Below are 22,916 nucleotides of genomic sequence, written 5' to 3'. Positions count from 1 at the left end.
GATACGGGGCCTGCACGCGAGGCGAGGCCCCGCGCGGCGACAAGAGGATCGGTTCAGGAAAAAAGCTAGGACGGCACGCGGCCGAAGCGGCCGTTGGCGTAGTCCGTCAGCGTCTGGCGCACGTCGTCCGTGGACGCCATGACCAGCGGGCCGTGCTTGACGAAAGTCTCGCGTATCGGCCGGCCCGCCATCAGCACGAAGTGCGAGGCCTCGCCGGCCTCGAGGGCCACGTCGGCGTCGGGGCCCGCGGCCACCGTGGTGGCCTGGCCGGCGGACAGCGTCCGCACGCTGCCCTGCACGCTCACCGCCAGGGAGCCGGACACCGCATACACCCAGGCCTGGCGGCCTTCGGGCAGGCGGTGCGCGTAGCGTCCATGCGGCGCCAGGAATCCGTCCAGCAGCGTCATCTCCTGGGGCGTGCCCTGCGCGCCCGTCGCGCCGCCGCTGCTGCCCAGCACCACGCGCACGCGATGGCCCGGACCCTGCAGCACCGGCACGTCCTGGCCGGGCACGTGCAGCGCGCGCGCCGGGTCCTTCTTCAGCCGCGCCGGCAGGTTCACGAAGATCTGCAGGGCATGCACGCGCGCGCCCTCCTCGGGCCGCTCTTCATGCGCCGCGCCGCTGGCGGCCGTCAGCCAGTACAGGTCGCCCGCGCGCAGCGTCAGGTTGTGGCCCAGCGTGTCGCGGTTCAGGAAGCCGCCCTCGGCGTCCTCGAACATCGCCGTCACGGCCGAGATGCCGGCATGCAGGTGGGGCGCGAAGGTCGGCGCGGTCATCACGAAGTGATCGACCATCAGCAGCGGGTCCATGGCCGTGCCGAACATCTCTTCGGAGAAATGCAGCGCGGAGAAGCCCGCGCCGATGTTGTGCGTCAGGCCGGCCACGGTCTTGCCCAGCCGGTCCGTCTGCTCGATTGTGGAAAGGGTGTCCATCGCCAGGAGGCTCCAGAAAGTCGTTTGTCCTTGGAACGCATTCTGGAGACGGGGCGATCGGCCGAGAAGCCGTCGAGATTGAAACATAGCGTCCAACGGATTGGACGATGGCGCAACGCGCAAGGCGGCGGCTAGATCAGCACCGTCTTGGGAAACTCCGCCGCCAGGTGATCCAGGAAGACGCGCACCGAGGGCAGCAGGCCCTTGCGGTAGGGAATCAGCGCCGTCAGGGTCGAATCGCCCGCGATCCACTCGGGCAGCACGCGCCGCAAGGCGCCGGAGCGCACCGCCTGGCGACAGATGTAGCTGGGCAGGGCCACCACCCCCAGCCCGCGGATGGCGGCCTGCTGCAGGCCCACCATGTCGTCGCTCAGCAGCCGGGGCGCCAGCGGCATCACGGCCTCGTCGCGCGCCTCGCTGGCATGGCGCAGCCGCCACACGGGCGCCACGCCGGTGCGCATCATGAACAGCGAGGGATGGGCCGCCAGGTCCTGCGGCGTGCGCGGCTCGCCGTGCGTCTCGATGTAGGCGGCGCCCGCGAACAGGAACCATGGCGCGGGCGCCAGGGTGCGCTGCACCAGGTTGGAGTCGGGCAGCGGGTCGGAATGCGCCCGCACGGCCACGTCGAAGTTCTCGCCCACGATGTCGACCGAGCGGTCCGCCGAGTGCGCCACCACGTTCACCTTGGGGTACTGCACCAGGAAGTCCGCGATGATCTCCGACATGGCGAACTGCATGGTCGCCACGCCCGCGGTGCACCGCACCGTGCCCGTGGGCTCGGTCAGGCGGTTGCGGATGGTGTTCTCGGCCAGTTCGGCCTCGCGCAGCATGGCCACGGCGTGCCGGTAGAACTCCTCGCCGGCGTCGGTCATGCCGAAGCGGCGCGAGGTGCGGTTCAGCAGCCGCACGCCCAGGTGCCCTTCCAGTTGCTGCATGCGATGGCTGAGCGTGGACTTGGGCATGCTCAGCGACCGCCCTGCCGCGGTGAATCCGCCGCGGTCCACCACCTGGACGTAGAAGAAGAAGTCGTTCAGATCCAACATGCCTTGCCCTCATCGTCCAACCGGTTAGACGCTGCGTCGCAATTTTGCCGTCTTCTGGTCCATGGGTCCAGCCGATAGCATGACCTCACTGCCTCACCCAACCCCTCGGAGACCGTCATGACCCAACGCAACTACGAACCCCTGACCGCCGACAACGCCGCGCTCGTGCTCGTCGATCACCAGGTCGGCCTGATGACCGGCGTGCGCGATTACTCGACCGGCGAACTGAAGCACAACGTCGTCGCCCTGGCCCGCGCCGCCCGCGTCCTGGGCCTGCCCATCGTCGCCACCACGACCGCGGCCGACAGCATGTGGGGCCCCACCTTCCCCGAGCTGGTCGAGGCCCTGTCCGGCATCGAGATCATCAACCGCTCCTCGGTGAACGCGTACGACGACGAGCGCGTGGCCCGCGCCATCGAGGCGACCGGCCGCAAGAAATTGATCTTCGCCGGCATCTCGCTGGAAGTGTGCGCGGCGTTCCCCGCGATGACCGCCGTGGCGCGCGGCCTGGATGCCTACGTCGCCGTCGATGCCTCGGGCACGTTCAGCGACACAAAGCGCCAGGTCGGGCTGCTGCGCATGCAGCAGGCGGGCGTGGTCCTGTCGGACTACGCGACGCTGATGGTCGAGATCCTGAAGGACAACGGCCGTCCGGAAGCCGGCGCCCTGTACGGCGCGCTGGACATGCCGTGGGCAACCCTGGTCGGCCAGGTGGCGCAGGCCTACGCCAAGTAGTAAAACGGCACCGCCTGCCCCATTAGGCGGCCGGCGGTGCGCAAGCAGACCAAGGAGCAGCACAATGAACGGGCAAGCCACATCACCTATCGCCTCCCGCATCCCACCATCTTTCTTCGGCATCGTGCTCGGGCTCGCCGGGCTGGGGAACGGCTGGCGCGCCGCCCACGCCGCATGGGGCCTGCCCGCCGCCGTGGGGGAAATCCTCTATCTGGCCGCGGCGCTCAGCTGGCTCACCCTGGCGGTGCTGTACGCGCTGAAATGGCTGGGCGCTCCCGCGGCCGCGCGGCAGGAAGCGGAGCATCCGGTCCAATGCTGCTTCATCGGCCTGGCCGGCGTGGCGACCATGCTGGTCGCTCAGGGCGTCCTGCCCTATTCGCGCGCGCTGGCCGTCGTGCTGTTCGCATCGGGCGTCGTGTTCACCATCGCGTTCGGCCTGTGGCGCACGGGCCTGCTGTGGCGTGGCGGACGCGATGCCGCCTCGACCACGCCGGTGCTCTACCTGCCCACCGTGGCGGGCTTCTTCGTCACCGGCATCGTGTCCGCCACGCTGGGCTGGCGCGAATGGGGTCAGTTGGCCTTCGGCGCGGGGCTGTTCGGCTGGCTGGCCATCGAATCGGTGCTGCTGCACAGGCTCTACACCGCCTCTGCGATGGCGCCGGCGCTGCGGCCCACGCTCGGCATCCAGCTGGCGCCGCCCGCGGTGGGCGCGGCCTGTTATCTGGCCGTCGGCGAAGGCCGTCCGGACCTGATCGTGCATGCGCTGATCGGCTATGCCCTGCTGCAGGCGCTGCTGCTGCTGCGCATGAGCCGCTGGATCGCCGAGCAGCCCTTCGGCGCCTCGTACTGGGCCTTCACCTTCGGCGCGACGGCGCTGGCCACCGTGGCCGTCCGTACGGCAGTCGCCATCCCCGACGGCGCATTCGCCGTGCTGGCACCCGTGCTGTTCGTGGCGGCCAACGTGCTGGTTCTGGGTATCGCGGCGGGAACGTTGAAGCTGCTGGCGCAGGGAAAGCTGCTGCCGCCCGCGGCGGTTGCCGCGCCTGCCGCCGTGCCCGTCGCGCCCGGCGCGGCGCCGTCCAAGGTCGGGTGATTTCCGGGCCCGAGACATCGCGCCTCCCGGGCCAATCGAGTTGCCGTCCGCGGCATCGTCCAGGGGGCCTCGCAGGCCCCTTATTCGTTTTCAGTCGGCCAACGCCAGCACCAGATACGGCCGCAACGCCTCCATCGGCGGCGTCACGCCCAGCCCCGGCTCATCGGACAGCGTGACGCGGCCGTCCCGCACGGCCTGGCCCGCTTGCAGCAGCAGGTCGCGCAGCGGATTGGTGTTCGAGTCGACCTCGACGTAGCCCGGCCCGCCCACCGCCGCCTTCAGGTGCATGGAGGCCGTCAGCCCCAGGCCGCCGCCCAGCCAGTGCGGGCAGAACCACTTGCCTGCCGCCATGGCGCCGCGCGCCACCGGCAGGCAGCCGCTGAAGCCACCCCACTTGCCCAGGTCGGGCTGGATGACTTCCAGCCCGCCGGACCGGGCCGCCGCCTCGAAGGCCGCTTCGCCGCGCAGGTTCTCGCCGCCCGCCAGGCGCAGCGGGCTGGCCTCGGCCAGCGTGCACCAGACGTCCAGCGCGCTGTCGGCCGGAATCGGCTCCTCCAGCCAGATGAGGCCGTAGGGCGCCAGCCGTTGCGACATGTCCGCGGCCTGTTCCGGCGTCCAGGCCTGGTTGGCGTCCACCATCAGCGTGGCGTCCGGGCCCATGGCCTGCCGCAACGTGCGCACGTTGGCCTCGTCGCGCTCGTCGCCGAAGCCCACTTTCAGCTTGAAGGCCGTGTAGCCCTCTTTCGCCTTGGCCTGCGCGACGCGTTCCGGCTGGTCGGGATTGATGCCCGACGTGTACACGGCGATGGCCGGCTCGCCCCCCAGCAGCTTCCACAGCGGCTTGCCGGCGCGGCGCGCCAGCAGGTCCCACAGCGCCGTGTCGACGCCCGCGATGGCATGGGCCAGCGGCCCCGGCTCGCCGGTCTGGATGGCCAGGATGCGCACCAGCACGTTCAGCGCATCGAAGCACGCGCGCGGCGACTCCCAGCGGCGCTCGCGCACCGCCGGCGCCAGGCAGCTCTGCACCAGGCGGGCGCGATGCTCCGCGCCCACGGCGGGGAAGTTGCACCAGATCTCGCCCCAGCCCTGCGCGCCGTCCGCATCGGTCACCCGCACCAGCACCGCGGGGCGGTCGTGCATGACGCCGAACGACGTGCGCACCGGCGGCGAGGCGGGCGCGCGGAACACGAAGGTCTCGACTTTCTCGATCTTGAAGGACAGGTCTTCATCCATGCGATGCGTCCTCATCATGGCTTCGGTTCAGTAGATGGGCGGTTCAGGCGTGGGGTCGTTGCCGGCCAGGCTGTGGAAATCGCAGCCCAGGTGTGCCTGCGTGACCTCGTTCTGATACATGCGCGTGAAGCCGCGCGTGTGCGGCCGCGGCGGCGGCGTCCAGGCCTCGCGGCGCCGGGCCAGTTCGTCCTCGGACACCAGCATGTCCAGGCTGCGCGCGCCGATGTCCAGCCGCACCAGGTCGCCCGTGCGCAGCAGCGCCAGCGGACCGCCCACCGCGGACTCCGGCGATACGTGCAGCACGCAGGTGCCGTAGTGCGTGCCGCTCATGCGCGAGTCGGAGATGCGCAGCATGTCGCGCACGCCCTGCTGCAGCAGCTTCTTCGGGATGGGCAGGTTGCCCCATTCGGGCATGCCCGGGCCGCCGATGGGGCCGCCGTTGCGCAGCACCAGCACGGTGTTCTCGTCCACGTCCAGGTCGGGATCGGCCATGGCCGCGAACATGTCCGCGTTGGAATCGAACACCAGCGCCGGGCCGGTGTGACGCAGCAGGTGCGGGCTGGCGGCCGAGGGCTTGATCACCGCGCCGTCCGGCGCCAGGTTGCCGCGCACCACCGCCATGGCCAGGCCGGCCTCCGGGCACGCTTCGCCGCCCTGCTTCAGCGGCGCGGCCACGTCCAGGATGGTGCCGTCGTCGGGCGTATCCGGCCAGGCCGCCAGGTTGTCGCCCAGCGAGGCGCCGGTACAGGTCAGCGCCGACAGGTCCAGGTGGGCGGCGACCTTGCGCAGCACGGCGGGCAGGCCGCCGGCATAGAAGAAGTCTTCCATCAGGCGCGTGCCCGACGGATACAGGTTGGCGATGACCGGCACGTCGCGCGCGATGGCGTCGATCTCGTCGATGGACAGCGCGATGCCCGCGCGCCCCGCCATCGCGGGCAGATGCACCGCCGCGTTGGTGGAGCCGCCCAGCGCCACGTACGCCACCACGGCGTTGCGAAAGGCCGCGGCCGTGCAGATGCGCGAGGGCTTCAAATCTTCCCAGACCATGTCGACCACGCGGCGGCCGCATTGCCACGCCATGCGCGTATGCGCCGCGTCGACCGCGGGGATGGCCATGGCCCCCGGCAACGACAGGCCCAGCGCCTCGACGATGGCCGTCATGGTGCTGGCGGTGCCCATGGTGTTGCAGGTGCCGACGCTGCGCGTCATGCGCGACTCCATCCGCACCCATTCGGCGCGATCGATGGCGCCGATGGTGTACTCGGCGAAGAACTTCTTGGTGTGCGTGCCCGCGCCCACGGCCTGGCCCTGGTAGCGGTCGTTCAGCATGGCGCCCGCCGGCATGAAGATCACCGGGATGTCCATGGACAGCGCGCCCATCACCATGGCGGGCGGCGTCTTGTCGCAGCCGCCCATCAGCACCGCGCCGTCGATGGGCAGGCTGCGCAGCAGCTCTTCGCATTCCAGCGACAGCAGGTTGCGGTACAGCATGGTCGTGGGCTTGACCATGACCTCGCCCAGGCTGAGCGCCGGCAGTTCCAGCGGATAGCCGCCCGCCTGCAGCACGCCGCGCTTGACCGCCTCGGCCCGCTCGCGCAGGTGCGCATGGCAGGGCGACAGGTCGCTCCACGTGTTGATCAGCGCGATCACGGGCCGGCCCATGAACTCTTCGCGGTTCAGGCCCTGCTGCTGCATGCGCTGGCGGTGCGCGAAGCCGCGGATGTCGTCGCTGGCGAACCAGCGGTGGCTGCGCAAGGTCTCGGGCGTCTTGCGCGCGGGGGTCTCTGCCATGCTGTCTTCCTGCGTTGTCAGTACGTGGCGGGCGCGGCCGGCTGGCCGGAGGCGCGGGCGGCGAAGCGCGCCGCGGTGTCGTCGCAGGCCTTGCGCAGCAGCACCTGGTCGGTGGCCACCGCCACGAACAGCGCGCCCTGGTCCAGGCATTCGCGTGCGCGCGGCTCGTCCAGCATCAGGATGCCCGGCGCCTTGCCGCAGGCCAGGATACGCCGGATGGCGTCGTCGGTGGCGGCGCGCACCTTGGGATGCTGCAGCTGGCCCGCCACGCCCAGGCTGGCGGACAGGTCCGCCGGGCCGATGAACACCCCGTCGATGCCGTCCACCGACGCGATCTGTTCCAGCTGCTCCAGCGCCTCCATGGTCTCGATCTGCACCAGCACGCACAGTTCGCGCTCGGCTTCCTGCACGTAGGCCGCGTCGCGGCCGAAGCGCGAGGCGCGCATCGAACCGCCCATGCCGCGCACGCCGCGCGGCGGATAGCGCGTGGCGGCCACGGCGGCCTCGGCCTCGTCGCGGTTCTGCACGAAGGGCAGCAGCAGCGACTGCGCGCCCACGTCCAGGTGGCGCTTGATCAGCACCGTGTCGTTCCAGGCGGGACGCACCACGGCCGACGACGGGCGCTCGTGCTCGGCGGCCACCGCCTGCAGCAACTGCTGCACCACGATGGGATCGCTGGGCGTGTGCTCGGTGTCGATCAGCAGCCAGTCGAAGCCGGCGCCGGCGATCAGCTCGGACACCATGGGAAACGGCAGCGTCGACCACAGGCCGATCTGCGCCTGGCGCGCCTGGAGGGCGCGCTTGAAAAGATTGGGGGTGGGCATGGGAAAGCTCGCTTCAGTCGATGTGCACGTTGCCGGCCTTGATGACCTCGCCCATGCGGGCGTAGTCGGCCTTCAGGCGCGCGGCGAATTCCTCGGGCGTGGACGAGAGGATCTCGCTGCCCTGCTCTTCCTGCGGCTTGCGGAAGGCGGGCGTGGCCAGGATGGCCACCATTTCCTTGTGCAGCTTCTGCACGATGTCGTCGGGCGTGCCGCGCCGCACCAGCATGCCGCTCCAGGCCACCTGCACGGTGCCCGGCGCGCCCGCCTCGGCCATGGTGGGCACGTCGGGCGCCAGCGGCGAACGCTTCTCGTCCGCCACCGCCAGAATGCGCACCTTGCCCGCCTTGGCCGTGGCCAGCACCGCCGACAGGTTGTGGAACATCATGGGGATCTGGCCGCCCATCACGTCGGTCAGCGCGGCCGGGCCGCCCTTGTAGGGTACGTGCACCATCTGCGTGCCGGTGCTGGCCTGGAACTGCAGGCCCGTCAGGTGCATGGTGTTGCCGTTGCCGGCCGAGCCGAAGGCCAGCTCTCCCGGCCTGGCGCGCGCGGCCTTGACCACGTCGGCGACCGTGCGGTAAGGCGTCTGCGCGCCCACCACCAGCACGTTGGGCGTCTGGTTGGTCAGCGTCAGCGGCTGGTAGTCCTTGAACGGATCGAAGCCCGTCGATTTGTACAGGTGGGGATTGACCGCCAGCGTGCTGACCGACCCGTAGAAGATGGTGTAGCCGTCGGCCGGCTTCTGCACCACGGACGCGGCGGCGATGTTGCCGTTGGCGCCGGGCCGGTTCTCCACGATGACGGGCTGGCCCAGGCGCTCGGACAGCGCCTGCGCGAATGGGCGGGCCACGGCATCGGCCGCGCCGCCGGGGGGCTGCGGCACCACCAGCGTGATGGGCTTGTCGGGATAGCCGGCCGCGTGGGCCAGGGGAACGGCGGCCAGGGCCGCGACGGCGAACAGGCGGCCGCACAGGCGGGTCAGGGTCATGCGTGTCTCCAGGATTGCCGCTGGGTGGTATGGATGAGGCGGTCTGGGATCGATGATACCGGTTTCATTTCCGAAATGGAACCGGTGTCATTCCTGTTGGCAGGGGTATAGTGGCGCCCATGGCAACCTCTATTCGGCCCCCGCGGGCCGCATCCGGCACGGCGGCACAGGCGGACGACGACGCGGCGCCCGCGCGCACGCGCGTGCGGCCCAAGCTGGGCCACTACACCATTCACGACGTGGCCGCCCTGGCCGGCGTGTCGTCCGTCACGGCCTCGCGCTACTTCAACGCGCCGCACAAGGTGTCGGAGAAGCTGCGCGAGCGCATCGGCGCGGTCGTCGCCGAAACCGGCTACATGCCCAGCCAGGTGGCGCGCCGCCTGGCTTCCACGCAGGGCGGACCGGTGGGCGCGGTCATGCAGAACGTCAGCAGCCCCACCTTCGCGCAGATGGTGCGCGGCATGAGCGACACGCTGGACCAGCAGAACCTTCAGCTGCTGCTGGCCAACAGCGAGTACTCGATGGAGAACGAGGCGCGCGCCATTCGCGCCTTCGTGGGCTGGCATCCCAGCGGCCTGGTGCTGACGCGCGGCGACCACGATCCCGCCATCGAGGTCCTGCTGCGGACGCTGCGCGTGCCCATCGTCGAGGCCTGGGAGATTCTGGAAGACCGCCCCTACCACCAGGTGGGCTTCGCGCAGCACGAGGTCGGCCGCATGCTGGCCGAGCACTTCCTGCAACAGGGCGCGCGCCGCATCCGCTTCGCGCTGGGCGGCGCCTCGCGCGACACGCGCGCGGGGCGCCGGGCGCAGGGCTACGTCCAGGCCATGCGGCACGCGGGTCTCACGCCCGATGTCGCCTATGTGGACGACACCGAGGACTATGCCGCCGGCATCGCCCACATCGCGCGGCTGGCGCAGGAATCGCCCGCGGACCGGCCGCAGGCCATCGTCTTCGCGCACGACCACCTGGCCATCGGCGCGCTCCTGCGCGCGCGGGCGATGGGCCTGTCATTGCCGCGCGACTGCGCGGTGGCGGGCTTCGGCGACGTGCCGCTGGCCGGGCTCGTCGAGCCCGGCCTGACCACGGTGCGCACCCGGCCCTATGAAATCGGCCGCCAGGCCGCGGCGGCGCTGCTGGCCGCCATGCAGGCACCTGCCGCGGCGCACCTGCCGCCCGGCGTGCATCGCGTCGACTGCGAGCTGGTGGTGCGCGACAGCAGCCGCGTGGCGGCGGGATGAAGGCCCCGGCGCGGGACGCAGGGGCGGCCGCGTGCAATGCCTGCGCACCGTGCCGCGTCCAGGCCGCCGGCGACGATGGCTCTGGCAATGATAAGGTTGCGGTCCTCTCCCATCCGACCGAGTCCGCATGAAAGCTCTGAAGATCTCGTTGCTGTGCGCGCTGGGCGGCGCGGTGCTGTTCGGCGTGATCGGCCTGCTGACCGGCGGCGGCAAGATGGTGCCGGGCGTGGCGGCGGCGGTGCTGGGCCTGCTGCTGGGCCTGATCGCGGCCCCCGAGTTCGAACCCAGGGCGTTCCGCCGTGCCGCGCTCTACCAGACCGCGTGCGGCGCCATCGCGGGCGGACTGCTGGGCGGCTGGCTGTCCGGCAGCCTGGCCGCCGCCGGCATGACGGCGGTGATCGGCGGATTGCTGGGCTGGCTGGCGCCGCTTTGGATACGGCACGTGCAAGGGCCTTGACGCCGGCGGGAACAGCCCGGCGCCGGCCCTGCCCGCGATGCATGCCGGGCATGCCGTCGCATCGCTATAGCGCGCCGGCCACGCGCGTTCAGCGCCCCGCCGCGCCCGGCGTGCGGGCCAGCACCGCGCCGGTGCGCGTATGCAGGTGCTCGCCGTTGCGGTAAGCCACCGCGCCGTTCACCACCACCGCCTCGATGCCGCGCGCCGGCTGCATGGGATTGTCGTAGTCGGCCGTGTCGTGCACCGTCTCGGCATCGAAGATCGTGATGTCGGCATGGTGCCCTTCGGCGATCACGCCGCGCCCTTCCAGCCCGAACACGCCGGCCGTCAGGCCGGTCATCTTCCACACGGCGGTCTCCAGCGGGAACAGCCCGATGTCGCGGCTGTAGCGGCCCAGCACGCGCGGGAACGTGCCCCACAGCCGTGGATGCGGCCTGTCGCCCGACGGAATGCCGTCGGAACCGATCATCGTGGGCTCGAACGCCAGGATGCGCTGCACGTCCTGCTCGTCCATGCTGTAGTAGATGGCGCTGGCGGGCTGCAGGCGGCGCGAGGCCTCGACGCGCGACACGCCCCATTCGTCGGCGATGTCCTGCAGGTCGCGGCCCTGCGCGTCGGGATGCGCGCCGCTGGACGCGATCACCACCCTGCCCTGCAGCCGCTCTTCGTCCATGTGCAGCATGGTCGAACTGGCGGTGTACGGATAACAGTCCAGGCTGACGCACTGGCAGCGCATGGCCTGCTCGATGCGCTGCAGGGTCTGCACCGACTTGCCGAAGTTGGCGGCGCGCATCAGCTTGTGGTGCGACACCAGCACGGGCGTGTCCACTTGCTGGCCGATGGAGAAGGTCTCTTCCAGCGACTCCATGCAACGGTCGGCTTCGTTGCGCATGTGGGTCACATATAGCGCCTGGCGCGCGGCCAGCGGACGCGACACCTCGACCACCTCCTGCGTCGTCGCCGCCGCGGCGGGCGGATAGTAGGTGCCCGTGGACATGCCCGCCGCGCCGGCCTCCAGCGCCTCCTGCAGCAGCGCCTGCATGGCCTGCACTTCCGATCCGGTGGCCGCGCGGCCCAGGTCGTCCATGGCCATCACACGCAGGGTCGTGTGGCCCACCATGGGGACCACGTTGACCGCCGCGGGCCGCGCGCGCAGCGCGTCCACATAGGCGCGGAACGTGGCAAAGCGCTCGCCGCCGTCGGCTTCCAGCAGGTTCAGCGGCGACGGCAGCGCGGCGCCGGCGCGCAGCGGCGCCAGGCTGATGCCGCAGTTGCCGGTGACCACGGTGGTGACGCCCTGCGACACCTTGAAAGGCATGTCGGGCTGGGTCAGCAGCGCCTGGTCGTCGTGCGTATGCGAATCGATGAAGCCCGGCGCGACGATCCTGCCGTGCGCCGGAATGGTGATGTCCGCCTCGTGGCCGGACAGGTCGCCGACCGCCACGATGCGGCCGTCCTTCACGCCCACGTCCGCGTCGAAGCGGGGCTTGCGGGTGCCGTCGATGACGGTGCCGCCAACGATCAGCAGGTCGTATTTTTCGGGTGCGCGCATGTTTGTTTCCCTTGTCGATAGGGTGCTTCGGGGCCGCGGGCTCGCGGGCGCGTCAGTCGGCCGCCATCGCATCGGCCAGCCGGCTGGCCGAGCCGAACGCCAGGGTCAGCCCCAGCGCGCCCTGTCCCATGTTGAGATAAACGTTATCCACAGGCGACCTGCCGATGATGGGCACCGACGTGGGCGTGGCGGGCCGCAGGCCCATCCAGGGCGTCACGGCCTGCGCGTCCACCGCGTCGCCGAAGGCTTCGCGCGTGTGCGCGACCAGTTCGTCGATGCGCGCGGCGTCCACGCGCCGGTCGTAGCCGCGGATCTCGATCACGCCCGCGGCGCGCAGGCGTTGGCCGATGCGGGCATACACGACCTTGCGGGCCGCGTCGGTCACGCTGGCGCGCGGCACGCCGTCCGGATCGCGGATCGGGACCGTGATGCTGTAGCCCTTCAGGGGATACACCGGCACCGAGAAGCCCAGCTTGCGCGCCATGGCCGCGCTGTGCGGACCGGTGGCCAGCACCACGTCCTCGACTTCCCGCGCCCCTCCCGACGTCTCCAGGTGCGTGACGCGGCCGCCTGCATGGCGGCGAAAGCCCTGCACGCTCACGCCGAACTCGAAGCGCACGCCGCGCTGCTCCAGGCGCGTGCGCAGGTCGGCGCACAGCGCCGCGCTGTCGACGGCGCATTCCGTAGGGGTGTAGATGGCGCCGGCCATGCGCGGGCGGAAGCGTTCCAGCGCGGGCTCGCGGCGCAGGCACTCGTCCACGCCCAGCGCCTGCTGCGCCGGCCCCACCGACGCCTGCAACTGCATCTGGGCCGCGGCCTTGGCCATCGCGCCCTCGGTCGGCACGACCACCAGCTTGCCGCTGCGCGCGAAGCTCAGCGCCTGCGCGTCCGAACCCTGCATCCACAGGTCGGTTTCCTGCTGGCTGAGGCGGCCCAGCGCCAGCAGGGCCAGCGAGCCGTCACGGGCCCGGTCCGCGCGGCACGCGTTCAGGAAAGACAGCAGCCAGCGCCATTGCGCGGGATTCCAGCGCGGCACCAGCTTCAGCGGCGCGCCCTTGGAGAACAGCAGCGAAGGCAGCTCGGCCAGCACGCCGGGCTGCGCCAGCGGCGCCACGTAGCCGTACGACAGCTGGCAGCCGTTGCCCAGGCTGGTTTCCAGGCCGGGCCCCGACGCGGCATCCAGCACGGTGACCGGGCGGCCCGCGCGCGCCAGCGCGGCCGCCGAGGCCAGGCCGACGATGCCGGCGCCGATGATGGTGACGTGGCGCGCGGCGCCGCGGACAGCGCCGCGTGCGTCGCTGCCGTTGCCGGCCTGCCAATAGGCGTCAGGGCCGGCAGCCGCGGGGCCAGTCGCCGGCCCTGACGCCGCACTAGCCGCCGCACTGGCCGCCGCATCCGCCGGCACATCCGCCGCCGCGTTGCTGCCGCCGCTGGCCACGCCGGCCGCCGAGTCTTCGATCTCGCTCATACCTGTTCAATCCACCTTCGCGCCGCTTTCGCGCACCACCTTGCCCCATTTGTCGCGTTCCGACGCCATCAGCGCGCGCAGGTCGGCCGCCGTGCCGCCCAAGGGCACGAAGGCCAGCTGCGCCAGCTGCTTGCGCACCTGCTCGTCCTTCAGCACCGCGTTCAGTTCGGCATTCAGGCGCGTGACGACGGCGTCCGGCGTGCCGGGCGGCGCCACCACCGCGCCCCAGGCCTCCATCTGGAATCCCTTCACGCCGGCCTCGTCCAGCGTGGGCACGTCCGGGAACAGCGGCGAGCGCGTGCTGGACGTGACGGCGATGGCGCGCAGGCGCCCGCCGCCCACGTTGGGGCCGACGGACGCGATGTTGTCGAACATGAAGTCGAAACGGCCGCCCAGCAGGTCGTTGATGGCCTGCGGCGCGCCCTTGTAGGGCACGTGCATGCCCTGGATGCCCGTCATCGTCTTGAACAGCTCGGCGCCCAGGTGGCTGGTGGTGCCCGTGCCGCCCGAGCCGAACACCACGCCGTCCGGCTTCTTCTTAGCGAACGCGATCAGCTCCTGCACGCTTTTCACGGGCGAGCTTTCGTTGACCACCACCAGGCTGGCCGTGGAGGCCAGCTTGATCACGGGCACGAGTTTCTGCGGATCGTACGGCAGCGTGCTGAAGAGAAATTCGTTGGTAGCCAGCGTGGCGTTGTTGCCGTAGCCGATGGTGTAGCCGTCGGGTGCGGCGTTCATCACCGTCTGCATGCCGATGTTGCCACCCGCGCCGGGCCGGTTCTCGATCACCACCGCCTGGCCCAGGCGCTCGCCCAGCGCCTTGCCCAGCAGCCGCGACATGATGTCGGGGCTGCCGCCCGCGGCCGACGGCACGATGATGCGCACGGGCCGGTCGGGCCATTCGGCATGGGCCGCGGTTCCGGCCATCGCCAGGCCGAGAGCGAAGAGACAACGCAGCGCTGTCGATTTACGCATGTTCATTCCCTTGATATGTCGTCGTGGCGCGCGTGAAAGATGGCGCCCAGAAGGCAGTATCGAATTGTGCGCGGCGTGCGGCCAGGGAAAAAGGCACGGGGGGGTAGTCGTTTTCGACTACCCCGCGATTACCCTGTATGCGAGAAGCAGCCGCGCAGGACGTCGATGAACGCGTCCAGCGCGATGGAGCGCACGTCCGACGCCACGTGGAAGGCTACCGCCTCCACCGCCACGGGCGGCGTCAGCGGCCGCATCCGCAGGCCCTGTCCCATGGCGCGCGCCGTCAGCTCGTCGACCAGCGCGAAACCCAGGCCCTGCCGGGCCAGCGCGGCCGCCACGTAATACGTGCGCGTCTCCAGCACCGGTTCCGACTCGGGCAGTTGCAGGCGGTCCCACGTGTCGCGGATCAGTTGCGCCACGGGGTCGCTGCCGCCCAGGCCGATCCATTGCGACGCGTCCAGGGTCTGCAGGTCGACGGGATCGGTCCGGCCTGGAGAGGTCCGGCCTGGAGAGGTCCGGCCTGGAGAGGCTCGCCCGGCATCCGCCTCGTCGTCCGGCGACACGTGCATCACGCGGATGCGGCCCAGCGGCAGGCGCGCCAGCGCGGGGCGCAGCGGCATGTCGAAGCAGACCACCACGTCCAGCTCCCGCGCCAACAGCCCATCGACCAGCTCGTCGCCGTTGCCGGTCAGCACTTCGATCGGCATGCGGGCGTGGTCGCGCCGGAAGGCCTTCACCGCGCCCGGAATGACGCTCAGGCCGAAGCTGGGCAGGCAGCCAATGCGCAGATGGCCTTCGGGATTGCGCTTCAGGTTGCGTGCCAGCCGCTGCACGTTCTCGGCCTGGGCGAACAGCAGCGTGGTCTGGCCATACAGCTGCTCGGCTTCGCGCGTGTGCACCAGCCGGCCCTGCACGCGCTGGAACAGCGTGAGGCCCAGCGCGTGCTCGGCCTGGGCCAGCGCCTTGCTGGCGGCCGACTGCGACAGGTTGAGCAGGGTGGCGGCGCCGCTGACCGAGCCGGTGCGCATCACCGCGTGAAAGATCTCCAGATGGCGCAGGCGCATGGGCGGGTCGGGTAGCGGAAAACGTCGCGCCAGTATATCCGTGGCCCGTCCTCAGTCCCGCGATGCCGCCTGTGCCTGCGTCGAAGCTCCGCGCCACAGGCCCTTGGTTGGCACGCATGCAGACCGCCGCTGCTCGGAGGTACGACTTCCGGCCGGACACGCAAGGGGCGGAGGGAGGCCCTACCCCCGATACCGCCCCGGCTTGTGCCAGGCGATCAGCATGGCGTTCATGGCGACCGTGCCCAGCACCGACCACAGTATCTTGGCCAGCGGCAGGTAGGCCGCCGCGAGGGCGAACAGCGCCAGGTCGAAGCCCAGTTGGGTCAGGCCGGCATTGAAGGCATAGCGGCGCTGGATCCACAGCGTCAGCGCCCCGGTGCCGCCCATCGACGCGTTGTGCCGCGCCAGGCACAGGATGCCCATGCCCAGGATGGTGCCGCCCGCGATGGCCGCGAAGCCGCCGGGCACGCTGGCGACGTCCAGCGATTGCGAGATCACGCCGACGCCCAGGCCGATGGCCGCGCTGACCAGCAGGCTCTTCAGGCCGAAGAACCGGCCCATCGCGCAGAAGGCGAACAGGATGAACGGAACGTTGATCAACGGCACCAGCGGCGCCGGCGCCCAGCCCGTGAGGTTCGATGCAAGCAGCGCCATGCCCGCGATGCCGCCTGCGATGAGGCCGCCCTTGGCCAGAAGGCTGATGCCCATGGCTGCGAAGAGCACGCCGATGAACAGCCCGTAGGCGTCATCCCAGGCGTTGTGGGCAAGTGCGCGCTCGGGCGAGCCGGCCGCGGAAGATAGGGCGCTGGCGTGCGCGCCCGGATGCGCCGGCGAATGGCGGCGGCTGACGGAAACCATACTTTCCCTTCTGGGTAATCTGGGAACGAAGCCGTGCGGCAGGCCGGTGCTTGTGGCTCGGCGCCATGCGGCGGGAAGCAATACTGCCTGTGATGCGGACGCATTTTAAGACAGGTTCGGGCCACCCTGAAGTCGCTGATGTCCAGACGGGACGCGCATCGCGCCATGCGACGCGCAGCAGTCTGGCCCTATCCTTCCCGCGCGACCTGGCGCAGCGCCTGTTCGAAGGCCTCGGGCGGCTGGCCGCCCGACACCAGGTATTTGCCGTTGAGGATCACCGACGGCACCGACGAGATGCCTCGGTCGCGCCACAGTTCTTCGTCCCGTCGCACCTCGTCGGCATAGCGGCCGGACGCCAGCACCTCGCGCGCCTGGGCCTCGTCCAGCCCGGCATCGGCCGCCGCGCGTGCCAGCACGTCGGCATCCGCCGTGTCCTGGTTGTCGTAGTGATAGACCTCCAGCAGGCGCTTCTTCAGCGCCGTCTGCGCAGACTGCCCCTGCTCCCCCGCCCAATGCAGCAGGCGATGCGCATCGAAGGTATTGAACGAGCGGTTGTCCTCGGTCATGCGCATGCGCATGCCGACCGCCGCCGCGCGCTCGGTGATCACCTGGCGATTGGCCTGCACCTGTTCGCGGGTGTAGCCGTACTTGGCCATCAGGCGCTCGACGGTGTTCTGCCCGCCCAGCGGCATGTCGGGATTGAGTTCGAACGGCTGGAAGCGCAGTTCGACCTCAGCGTCGTCGCCCACGCGGTCGATGGCCGCCAGCAGGCCGCCCAGGCCTACCGCGCACCAGGGACAGGCAACGTCGGACACGAAATCGATGGTGATCTTGGGCATGGCAATCTCCGGGGACAGGCGGTTAGCGTAGAGCAAAGCGGGCCGCCGCTTCGCAATTCCCCTGGGCCGGCCAGGGGCACCGGCGCCGACGTCGCCGCCACGGCCTCGATGTCCCATCGGGCCGGGCAACCATCGCGTCTCAGTATCTGGACGCCATTGCCGCCCGGCATCCGCGCAGTTGCCGATTCCCGGAGAAAATCTCGCGAAGCCGCGCATTGAGTTCACATTGTGGGCGTTTTCGCATTGCCGGGGGGTGCCTGCATTCCTATCATTTCCTGGCTTGCAAACGCTACGTCGAAGCGGACAGGCCCGGCGCATGTGCCGGCACGACCATTCCCATAACAACCAGGAGACATCCGTGCCCTCCACGACATCATTCAAATTCCTGCTCGGCGTGGCCGGCGTGGCGTTTGCCCTGCAGGCCTCGGCGGCCGACAACTTTCCTTCCGAGCCCATCAAGATGATCGTGCCCTACGCGGCCGGCGCCAGCACCGACGCGCTTGCGCGCCTGGTGGGCCAGGACGTGGCGGCTGAGCTCAAGCAGCCCGTGGTGGTCGAGAACCACGCCGGCGCGGGCGGCACGATCGCCGCCGACTACGTAAAACGCCAGCCCGGCAACGGCTACACCCTGATGCTGACGACCGACGGCATCCTGTCGGTGAATCCGTCCATCTACAAGAAGCTGAACTACGACCCGGTCAAGGACTTCACGCCCCTGTCCATCGCCGTGACGGCGCCGCTGGTGCTGGCGGTCCGCACCGACTCGCCGTTCAAGACGGCTCAGGAAGTGATCGACTACGCCAAGAGCAACCCCGAGAAGCTCAGCTACGGCTCGGCAGGCGTGGGCAGCTCGCAGCACATGGCGGGCGAGCTGATGAAGGCGATGGCCGGCGTGAAGATCACGCACGTGCCCTATCGCGGCGGCGGCCCGGCCATGACCGACATGCTGGGCGGCCACATCGACATGATGTTCGTGCAGTCGGCCTCGGCCAAGGAACTGGCGGACAAGGGCTCGCTGCGCATCCTGGCCATCGGCAGCCCGCAGCGCAACAAGCAGTTGCCCGACGTGCCCACGTTCTCCGAGATCGGCCTGAAAGGCTATGACTCCGACACCTGGTACGGCTTCAACATGCCCGCCAAGGCCGATCCCAAGGTGGTCGCCAAGCTCAACGCCGCCATCGTCAAGTCGCTGCACAAGCGCCAGGGCCAGCTGGAGCGGCTGGGCTATGGCGTGGTCGCCGGCTCGCCCGACGCGATGAGCAAGAACGTCGAGAGCAACCTCGTGAAGTGGCGCGACGTCGCCAAACAGGCTGGCATCTACCAGGTGCAGTAAGCCTTCCAACCTATCCATGCATATGACTCCAACGCCAGACCCCACGGCACTGGCCGGCATCACCGTGCTCGACGTGGCGGGCCCGCTGGGCAACTACTGCGGCAAGCTGTTCGCCGACCTGGGCGCCCGCGTCATCCTGGTCGAGCCGCCGGCCGGCGCGCCGACCCGGCACGTCGAACCGCGCGTCGCGAACCGCGACGATCCCGATGCCAGCCTGACTTTCCAATACCAGAACACCAACAAGGAATGCATCGTGCTGGACCTGGACACTGCAGCGGGCCAGCAGGTGTTCCGCCGGCTGGCCGAGCGGTCGGCGCTGGTCATCGAGAGCGAGCCGCCCGGCACGCAGGCACACCGCGGCCTGGATCACGCGCAGCTGGCCGCGGCCAACCCCGCGATCACGGTGACCAGCATCACGCCGTTCGGCCAATCGGGCCCCTATGCCCATTGGATGGCCACCGACCTGAACGCCATGGGCATGGGCGGCATGCTGTACCTGGCAGGCTATCCGGACACGGCGCCCATGGTGGCCTGCAGCGAGCAGGCCGTGGGCGCCGCCAACCTGTTCGCGGCCGTGGCCTCGCTGGCGGCGGTGTTCGACGCCGAAGCCTGCGGCACGGGACAGCACGTCGACGTCTCCATGCAGGAATGCGTGGTGATGGGCATGGAGAACGCGGTGCAGTTCCATGACCTGGAAGGCACGATCCGCAAGCGCAACGCGGGCACGCAGCGCCTGGCCGGCACCGGCGTCTTCGAATGCGCGGACGGCTACATCTACCTGATGGCGGGCGGCGTGGGCAGCAACCGCTTCTGGAGCACGACCACCGAGTGGCTGATCGCCGAAGGGGTGGAAGGCGCACGGCAGTTCACCGAACCCCGCTGGACCGACCAGGCCTTCCTGGCCACCGACGAAGCCAAGCGCATCTTCGGCGAGGTCTTCGATCCCTTTGCGCGCGCCAACGACCGGCAGACGCTGCACGCCCAATGCCGCGCGCGCCGCATCCCGCTGGCGCCGATCCACGACGCCCGCGGCATCGTGGACGATCCGCAGCGCGCCCATCGCAACTACTTCGTCGGCACCACCGACGCGCAGGGCACCGCGCTGCGCATGCCCGGCGCGCCCTACCTGCTGTCGGAGACGCCGTGGCGGCTGCGCCGGCGCGCGCCCAGCCCGGGCGAGCACACCGCACAGATCCTGGCCTGGGCGGGCTATGGCGAGGCGGAACGACGGACGATGATGGAGCAGGGAGCGGTGCGATGAGAAGACTGCTGGCAGGCGTGCGCGTGATCGACTTCTCATGGATCGGCGCGGGCTCCTACACCACCAAGATCCTGGCCGACCTGGGCGCGGACGTCATCAAGATCGAAAGCGCCGCGCGGCTGGACACGCTGCGCGTCACCAAGCCGTTCAAGGACGGCAAGCCCGGCGTGAACCGCAGCGGCTATTTCGCCGACCGCAACTCCAGCAAGCGCAGCATCACGCTGAACCTGAAGACGCCGCGCGGCCTGGAGCTGGTCAAGCGGCTGATCGCGGACGCCGACCTGATCACCAACAACTTCACGCCCGGCGTGATGGCCAAGCTGGGCCTGGACGACGCCACGCTGCGCGCGCTGTCGCCGCGGCTGGTGGTGGCCGCCATGTCCATGCAGGGCGCGTCCGGGCCGCTGAAGGACGACCTGGGCTACGGCCTGACCATCGCGGCGCTGACGGGGCTGCAGCACATGACCGGCCTGCCGGACCGCCAGCCCGCGGGCACGGGCACCAACTATCCCGACCACATCCCGAATCCGGGCCACGGGGCCTTCGCCATCCTGGCCGCGCTGCGGCACCAGCGCCGCACGGGCCAGGGGCAGTTCATCGACCTGGCCCAGATGGAATCCACGCTGGCGATGACGGGCCCCAGCCTGATGAACTACCTGGTGAACGGCGTCGCCGACGGCCGCCACGGCAACGCGCGGCCCGGCCATGCGCCCAGCGGCGTCTATCCCTGCGCGGGCGACGACCGCTGGATCACCATCGAAGTGTGCAGCGACGCGCAATGGCTGGCGCTGGCGCGCGCGCTGGACCTGCCATTGCGCGTCGAATGGAACGGCATCGAGGGCCGCCTGCGGGACCGGGACGCCATGGACGCCGAGATCGGCCGCCGCACGGCCATGCATGACGCCATGGCCCTGGCCAGGATGCTGCAGGAAGCCGGCGTGCCCGCGGGCCCGGTGCACGACGCCCGCGATGTGATGCGCGACGCGCAACTGGACTACCGCGGCCACTGGGTCACGCTGGACCATCCCGAAATGGGGCCGAGCACCTACAACGCCTCGCCCTACCGCTTTTCCGGCGCGCATTTCCAGCCGACCGCGCCCGCACCGCTGCTGGGACAGCACACCGACGAGGTCTGCCGCGAGCTGCTGGGCCTGGACGACGCGGCCATCGCCGACCTGCGCGCGGACGGCGTGCTGTCCTAGGCCGCGCCGCGCATCGAAACCGAGGAGAACATCATGCCCCTGGACTTTACGGTGGCCGACCACGTCGCCACCCTGACGCTGAACCGCCCCGAGGCGATGAACAGCATCGACCCCGACATGCGCGCGGAGCTGAAGGCCGCGTGGCGGCGCATCGACGAAGACGACGACATCCGCGTGGCAGTGCTGACGGGCGCGGGCGAGAAGGCCTTCTGCACGGGCTCCGACCTGAAGAAGACCATGCCCCCCAAGGAGAGCTTCGCCGAGCTGACGTTCGGCCGTCCCGAGTCCGACCACCTGCTGGCGGGCCTGGACACCGACAAGCCGCTGATCTGCGCCGTGAACGGCTATGCGATGGGCGGCGGCATGGAGATCGCGCTGGCCTGCGACATCCGCATCGCCTCGGCCAACGCGGTGTTCGCGCTGTCCGAAGTGCGCATCGGCAGCATCCCGGGCGCGGGCGGCACGCAGCGCCTGCCGCGCGCCGTCGGCGCGTCCGATGCCATGCTGATGCTGCTGACCGGCGACCGCATGGACGCCGAAGAGGCGCTGCGCATCGGCCTGGTCAGCAAGGTGGTGCCGCACGCCGAGCTGCTGCCCGCCGCGCTGGAGATCGCGCGCCGCATCGCGCAGAACGCGCCATTGTCGGTGCGCGCCATCAAGCGGCTGGTGTACGCGGGGCGCGACATGCCCCTGCCCGCCGCGCTGGACGGCGAGCGCTACGTGTTCGGCCTGCTGCGCGACACCGAAGACCGCATCGAGGGCCGGCGCGCCTTCCAGGAAAAGCGTCCGCCCGTCTACAAGGGGCGCTAGAAGCCGCCCCGCCAGGAGAAAAACATGGATTTCGAACTACCCGAAGAGTCGCGCATGGTGCGCGACACCGTGGCGCGCTTCACCACCGGCGAGCTGATCCCGCACGAGCCCACCATCATCCGCCGCGAGGCCGAGCGCGGCTACACCGACGCGCCGCTCATCCCGCCCGAACTGGAGGCGACGCTGCAGGCCAAGGCCCGCGAGATCGGCCTGTGGGGCATCGACGTGCCCGAGGAATTCGGCGGGCAGGACATGGGCATGCTGACCAAGTGCCTGGTCGTCGAGCAACTCAAGCACAGCATCGTGCCCTTCGTGCTGCCGCCGGAAAGCCCCAACCTGTTCATGCTGAAGGAGTTGTGCAAGGGCGAGCAGGTCGACCGCTACCTGCTGCCCTATTCCCGCGGCGAGAAGAAGAGCTGCCTGGCCCTGTCCGAGCCCGGCGCGGGCTCGGACGCCGCCGCGATCAAGACGCGCGCCGAGCGCAGGAACGGCAAGTGGGTGCTGAACGGCACCAAGCTGTGGATCAGCGGCGCGCGCCGCGCCGACTTCATGATCGTGATGGCGGTCACCGATCCCAAGGCCGACAAGCGCGCCGCCTACACGGCCTTCCTGGTCGACCAGGGCACGCCGGGCCTGAGCATCCCGACCTCGTTCCCCATGATCGGCGAATACCATCCCTACGAGGTGGTGCTGGACAACGTGGAACTGGACGACAGCCAGGTCCTGGGCGAAGTGGGCGCGGGGTTCGGACCGCTGTCGCAGCGCCTGGGCGTGCGCCGGCTGGAGATCGCCTCTCGCTGCCTGGGCCTGGCCACGCGCTGCCTGAAGATGATGATCGAGCAGGCCAACACGCGCCACACCTTCGGTGCGCCGCTGGCCGACCGCCAGGCCGTGCAGTGGTGGATCTCGGACTCGTACCAGGAACTCGAGATGGTGCGCCTGATGGTCTACCAGATGGCCTGGAAGATGGACCAGGGCCGCGGCGACGTGCGCCTGGACGGATCGATGGTGAAGGTGCAGGGCACCGAGATGATCGCCCGCGTGGTCGACCGCGCGATGCAGCTGTTCGGCGGCATGGGCGTGTCGAAGGAACTGCCGCTGGAATACATCTCGCGCATGTGCCGCGTGATGCGCATCGTCGAAGGCCCCAGCGAGGTGCACCGCTGGGTGGTGGCGCGCGAGCTGCTGCGCCACGGCCTGCCCGGCTGAGCCCGGAG

21 protein-coding genes are annotated in these 22,916 nt (G+C 70.2%); 9 read left to right on the top strand and 12 right to left on the bottom strand.

What is annotated here, in order from left to right; all coding sequences use genetic code 11:
• Positions 1-65: 65 nt before the first annotated feature.
• Together FS845_RS24440 and FS845_RS24435 are read right to left on the bottom strand one after the other, a co-directional pair.
• Positions 66-932: a pirin family protein gene (locus tag FS845_RS24440; protein WP_144640538.1), complete on the bottom strand. Its 867-nt coding sequence runs from the start codon at positions 930-932 to the stop codon at positions 66-68.
• A gap of 131 nt (positions 933-1,063) precedes the next feature.
• On the bottom strand, positions 1,064-1,975 hold the full coding sequence (locus tag FS845_RS24435; RefSeq protein ID WP_144640535.1) for a LysR substrate-binding domain-containing protein: 912 nt from the start codon (positions 1,973-1,975) through the stop codon (positions 1,064-1,066).
• 117 nt (positions 1,976-2,092) lie between these two features.
• Between FS845_RS24435 and FS845_RS24430 the strand changes: the two genes are divergently transcribed.
• Positions 2,093-2,710 carry an isochorismatase family protein gene (locus FS845_RS24430; RefSeq protein WP_144640533.1) on the top strand — a complete coding sequence of 206 codons (618 nt, stop codon included), beginning with the start codon at positions 2,093-2,095 and terminating at the stop codon, positions 2,708-2,710.
• A gap of 64 nt (positions 2,711-2,774) precedes the next feature.
• Positions 2,775-3,803: a dicarboxylate transporter/tellurite-resistance protein TehA gene (gene tehA / locus FS845_RS24425; RefSeq protein WP_144640530.1), complete on the top strand. Its 1,029-nt coding sequence runs from the start codon at positions 2,775-2,777 to the stop codon at positions 3,801-3,803.
• Between the two features lie 90 nt (positions 3,804-3,893).
• On the opposite strand, the gene FS845_RS24420 is transcribed toward tehA, so the two are convergent.
• The 4 genes from FS845_RS24420 to FS845_RS24405 are packed head-to-tail and all read right to left on the bottom strand — an operon-like array spanning position 3,894 to position 8,639.
• The gene (locus tag FS845_RS24420) at positions 3,894-5,036 is read right to left on the bottom strand and encodes a mandelate racemase/muconate lactonizing enzyme family protein (RefSeq protein WP_144640524.1); all 1,143 of its coding nucleotides are present in this window, start codon (positions 5,034-5,036) and stop codon (positions 3,894-3,896) included.
• 27 nt (positions 5,037-5,063) lie between these two features.
• Positions 5,064-6,827, bottom strand: coding sequence for a dihydroxy-acid dehydratase (locus tag FS845_RS24415; protein WP_144640522.1), 1,764 nt, complete (start codon positions 6,825-6,827; stop codon positions 5,064-5,066).
• 17 nt (positions 6,828-6,844) lie between these two features.
• Positions 6,845-7,651, bottom strand: coding sequence for an HpcH/HpaI aldolase family protein (locus FS845_RS24410; protein ID WP_144640519.1), 807 nt, complete (start codon positions 7,649-7,651; stop codon positions 6,845-6,847).
• Between the two features lie 13 nt (positions 7,652-7,664).
• Positions 7,665-8,639: a Bug family tripartite tricarboxylate transporter substrate binding protein gene (locus FS845_RS24405; protein ID WP_144640516.1), complete on the bottom strand. Its 975-nt coding sequence runs from the start codon at positions 8,637-8,639 to the stop codon at positions 7,665-7,667.
• A gap of 119 nt (positions 8,640-8,758) precedes the next feature.
• On the opposite strand from FS845_RS24405, the gene FS845_RS24400 reads away from it, so the two are divergent.
• Both FS845_RS24400 and FS845_RS24395 read left to right on the top strand, forming a co-directional pair.
• Positions 8,759-9,880, top strand: a complete 1,122-nt coding sequence (locus FS845_RS24400; protein WP_144640514.1) for a LacI family DNA-binding transcriptional regulator — start codon at positions 8,759-8,761, stop codon at positions 9,878-9,880.
• A gap of 127 nt (positions 9,881-10,007) precedes the next feature.
• On the top strand, positions 10,008-10,337 hold the full coding sequence (locus FS845_RS24395; RefSeq protein WP_144640511.1) for a hypothetical protein: 330 nt from the start codon (positions 10,008-10,010) through the stop codon (positions 10,335-10,337).
• An 88-nt stretch (positions 10,338-10,425) separates the two neighbouring features.
• On the opposite strand, the gene FS845_RS24390 is transcribed toward FS845_RS24395, so the two are convergent.
• The 6 genes from FS845_RS24390 to FS845_RS24365 all read right to left on the bottom strand — a co-directional run bounded on the left by FS845_RS24390 (position 10,426) and on the right by FS845_RS24365 (position 17,093).
• A complete protein-coding gene (locus tag FS845_RS24390) occupies positions 10,426-11,889 on the bottom strand; it encodes an N-acyl-D-amino-acid deacylase family protein (protein ID WP_144640508.1) in 1,464 nt (487 codons plus the stop codon).
• Positions 11,890-11,941: 52 nt separating this feature from the next.
• Positions 11,942-13,357, bottom strand: a complete 1,416-nt coding sequence (locus FS845_RS24385; RefSeq protein WP_144640504.1) for a D-amino acid dehydrogenase — start codon at positions 13,355-13,357, stop codon at positions 11,942-11,944.
• Between the two features lie 6 nt (positions 13,358-13,363).
• Positions 13,364-14,332 carry a Bug family tripartite tricarboxylate transporter substrate binding protein gene (locus FS845_RS24380; RefSeq protein ID WP_144640502.1) on the bottom strand — a complete coding sequence of 323 codons (969 nt, stop codon included), beginning with the start codon at positions 14,330-14,332 and terminating at the stop codon, positions 13,364-13,366.
• 128 nt (positions 14,333-14,460) lie between these two features.
• The gene (locus FS845_RS24375; protein ID WP_144640499.1) at positions 14,461-15,396 is read right to left on the bottom strand and encodes a LysR family transcriptional regulator; all 936 of its coding nucleotides are present in this window, start codon (positions 15,394-15,396) and stop codon (positions 14,461-14,463) included.
• Between the two features lie 180 nt (positions 15,397-15,576).
• Positions 15,577-16,254, bottom strand: coding sequence for a YitT family protein (locus FS845_RS24370; RefSeq protein ID WP_144640496.1), 678 nt, complete (start codon positions 16,252-16,254; stop codon positions 15,577-15,579).
• A gap of 188 nt (positions 16,255-16,442) precedes the next feature.
• Entirely contained in the window at positions 16,443-17,093 is a 651-nt protein-coding gene (locus FS845_RS24365) for a DsbA family oxidoreductase (protein ID WP_144640493.1), read from the bottom strand.
• A 358-nt stretch (positions 17,094-17,451) separates the two neighbouring features.
• Between FS845_RS24365 and FS845_RS24360 the strand changes: the two genes are divergently transcribed.
• The 5 genes from FS845_RS24360 to FS845_RS24340 are packed head-to-tail and all read left to right on the top strand — an operon-like array spanning position 17,452 to position 22,908.
• The gene (locus tag FS845_RS24360; protein WP_186332409.1) at positions 17,452-18,426 is read left to right on the top strand and encodes a Bug family tripartite tricarboxylate transporter substrate binding protein; all 975 of its coding nucleotides are present in this window, start codon (positions 17,452-17,454) and stop codon (positions 18,424-18,426) included.
• 16 nt (positions 18,427-18,442) lie between these two features.
• Positions 18,443-19,687 (top strand): CaiB/BaiF CoA transferase family protein, encoded by a 1,245-nt coding sequence (locus tag FS845_RS24355; protein ID WP_144640487.1) that lies wholly within the window; start codon positions 18,443-18,445, stop codon positions 19,685-19,687.
• Positions 19,684-20,889: a CaiB/BaiF CoA transferase family protein gene (locus FS845_RS24350; protein ID WP_144640483.1), complete on the top strand. Its 1,206-nt coding sequence runs from the start codon at positions 19,684-19,686 to the stop codon at positions 20,887-20,889. Before FS845_RS24355 ends, FS845_RS24350 begins: the two co-directional genes overlap by 4 nt.
• Before the next feature lie 33 nt (positions 20,890-20,922).
• Positions 20,923-21,699: an enoyl-CoA hydratase/isomerase family protein gene (locus FS845_RS24345; protein WP_144640480.1), complete on the top strand. Its 777-nt coding sequence runs from the start codon at positions 20,923-20,925 to the stop codon at positions 21,697-21,699.
• A gap of 24 nt (positions 21,700-21,723) precedes the next feature.
• Positions 21,724-22,908 carry an acyl-CoA dehydrogenase family protein gene (locus FS845_RS24340; protein ID WP_144640477.1) on the top strand — a complete coding sequence of 395 codons (1,185 nt, stop codon included), beginning with the start codon at positions 21,724-21,726 and terminating at the stop codon, positions 22,906-22,908.
• Positions 22,909-22,916 lie beyond the last annotated feature (8 nt).

This window comes from Bordetella genomosp. 13, from assembly GCF_007679965.1.
GTDB lineage: Bacteria > Pseudomonadota > Gammaproteobacteria > Burkholderiales > Burkholderiaceae_B > Bordetella.
The sequence above is the reverse complement of the archived record's forward strand: the minus strand, read 5'-3'. Positions and strand labels throughout refer to the sequence as shown.

Bases quoted from the DNA above. Each gene is read 5' to 3' on its own strand.
- FS845_RS24440 (WP_144640538.1), bottom strand. From the start codon at position 932: ATGGACACCCTTTCCACAATCGAGCAGACGGACCGGCTGGGCAAGACC.
- FS845_RS24435 (WP_144640535.1), bottom strand. From the start codon at position 1,975: ATGTTGGATCTGAACGACTTCTTCTTCTACGTCCAGGTGGTGGACCGC.
- FS845_RS24430 (WP_144640533.1), top strand. From the start codon at position 2,093: ATGACCCAACGCAACTACGAACCCCTGACCGCCGACAACGCCGCGCTC.
- tehA (WP_144640530.1), top strand. From the start codon at position 2,775: ATGAACGGGCAAGCCACATCACCTATCGCCTCCCGCATCCCACCATCT.
- FS845_RS24420 (WP_144640524.1), bottom strand. From the start codon at position 5,036: ATGGATGAAGACCTGTCCTTCAAGATCGAGAAAGTCGAGACCTTCGTG.
- FS845_RS24415 (WP_144640522.1), bottom strand. From the start codon at position 6,827: ATGGCAGAGACCCCCGCGCGCAAGACGCCCGAGACCTTGCGCAGCCAC.
- FS845_RS24410 (WP_144640519.1), bottom strand. From the start codon at position 7,651: ATGCCCACCCCCAATCTTTTCAAGCGCGCCCTCCAGGCGCGCCAGGCG.
- FS845_RS24405 (WP_144640516.1), bottom strand. From the start codon at position 8,639: ATGACCCTGACCCGCCTGTGCGGCCGCCTGTTCGCCGTCGCGGCCCTG.
- FS845_RS24400 (WP_144640514.1), top strand. From the start codon at position 8,759: ATGGCAACCTCTATTCGGCCCCCGCGGGCCGCATCCGGCACGGCGGCA.
- FS845_RS24395 (WP_144640511.1), top strand. From the start codon at position 10,008: ATGAAAGCTCTGAAGATCTCGTTGCTGTGCGCGCTGGGCGGCGCGGTG.
- FS845_RS24390 (WP_144640508.1), bottom strand. From the start codon at position 11,889: ATGCGCGCACCCGAAAAATACGACCTGCTGATCGTTGGCGGCACCGTC.
- FS845_RS24385 (WP_144640504.1), bottom strand. From the start codon at position 13,357: ATGAGCGAGATCGAAGACTCGGCGGCCGGCGTGGCCAGCGGCGGCAGC.
- FS845_RS24380 (WP_144640502.1), bottom strand. From the start codon at position 14,332: ATGCGTAAATCGACAGCGCTGCGTTGTCTCTTCGCTCTCGGCCTGGCG.
- FS845_RS24375 (WP_144640499.1), bottom strand. From the start codon at position 15,396: ATGCGCCTGCGCCATCTGGAGATCTTTCACGCGGTGATGCGCACCGGC.
- FS845_RS24370 (WP_144640496.1), bottom strand. From the start codon at position 16,254: ATGGTTTCCGTCAGCCGCCGCCATTCGCCGGCGCATCCGGGCGCGCAC.
- FS845_RS24365 (WP_144640493.1), bottom strand. From the start codon at position 17,093: ATGCCCAAGATCACCATCGATTTCGTGTCCGACGTTGCCTGTCCCTGG.
- FS845_RS24355 (WP_144640487.1), top strand. From the start codon at position 18,443: ATGCATATGACTCCAACGCCAGACCCCACGGCACTGGCCGGCATCACC.
- FS845_RS24350 (WP_144640483.1), top strand. From the start codon at position 19,684: ATGAGAAGACTGCTGGCAGGCGTGCGCGTGATCGACTTCTCATGGATC.
- FS845_RS24345 (WP_144640480.1), top strand. From the start codon at position 20,923: ATGCCCCTGGACTTTACGGTGGCCGACCACGTCGCCACCCTGACGCTG.
- FS845_RS24340 (WP_144640477.1), top strand. From the start codon at position 21,724: ATGGATTTCGAACTACCCGAAGAGTCGCGCATGGTGCGCGACACCGTG.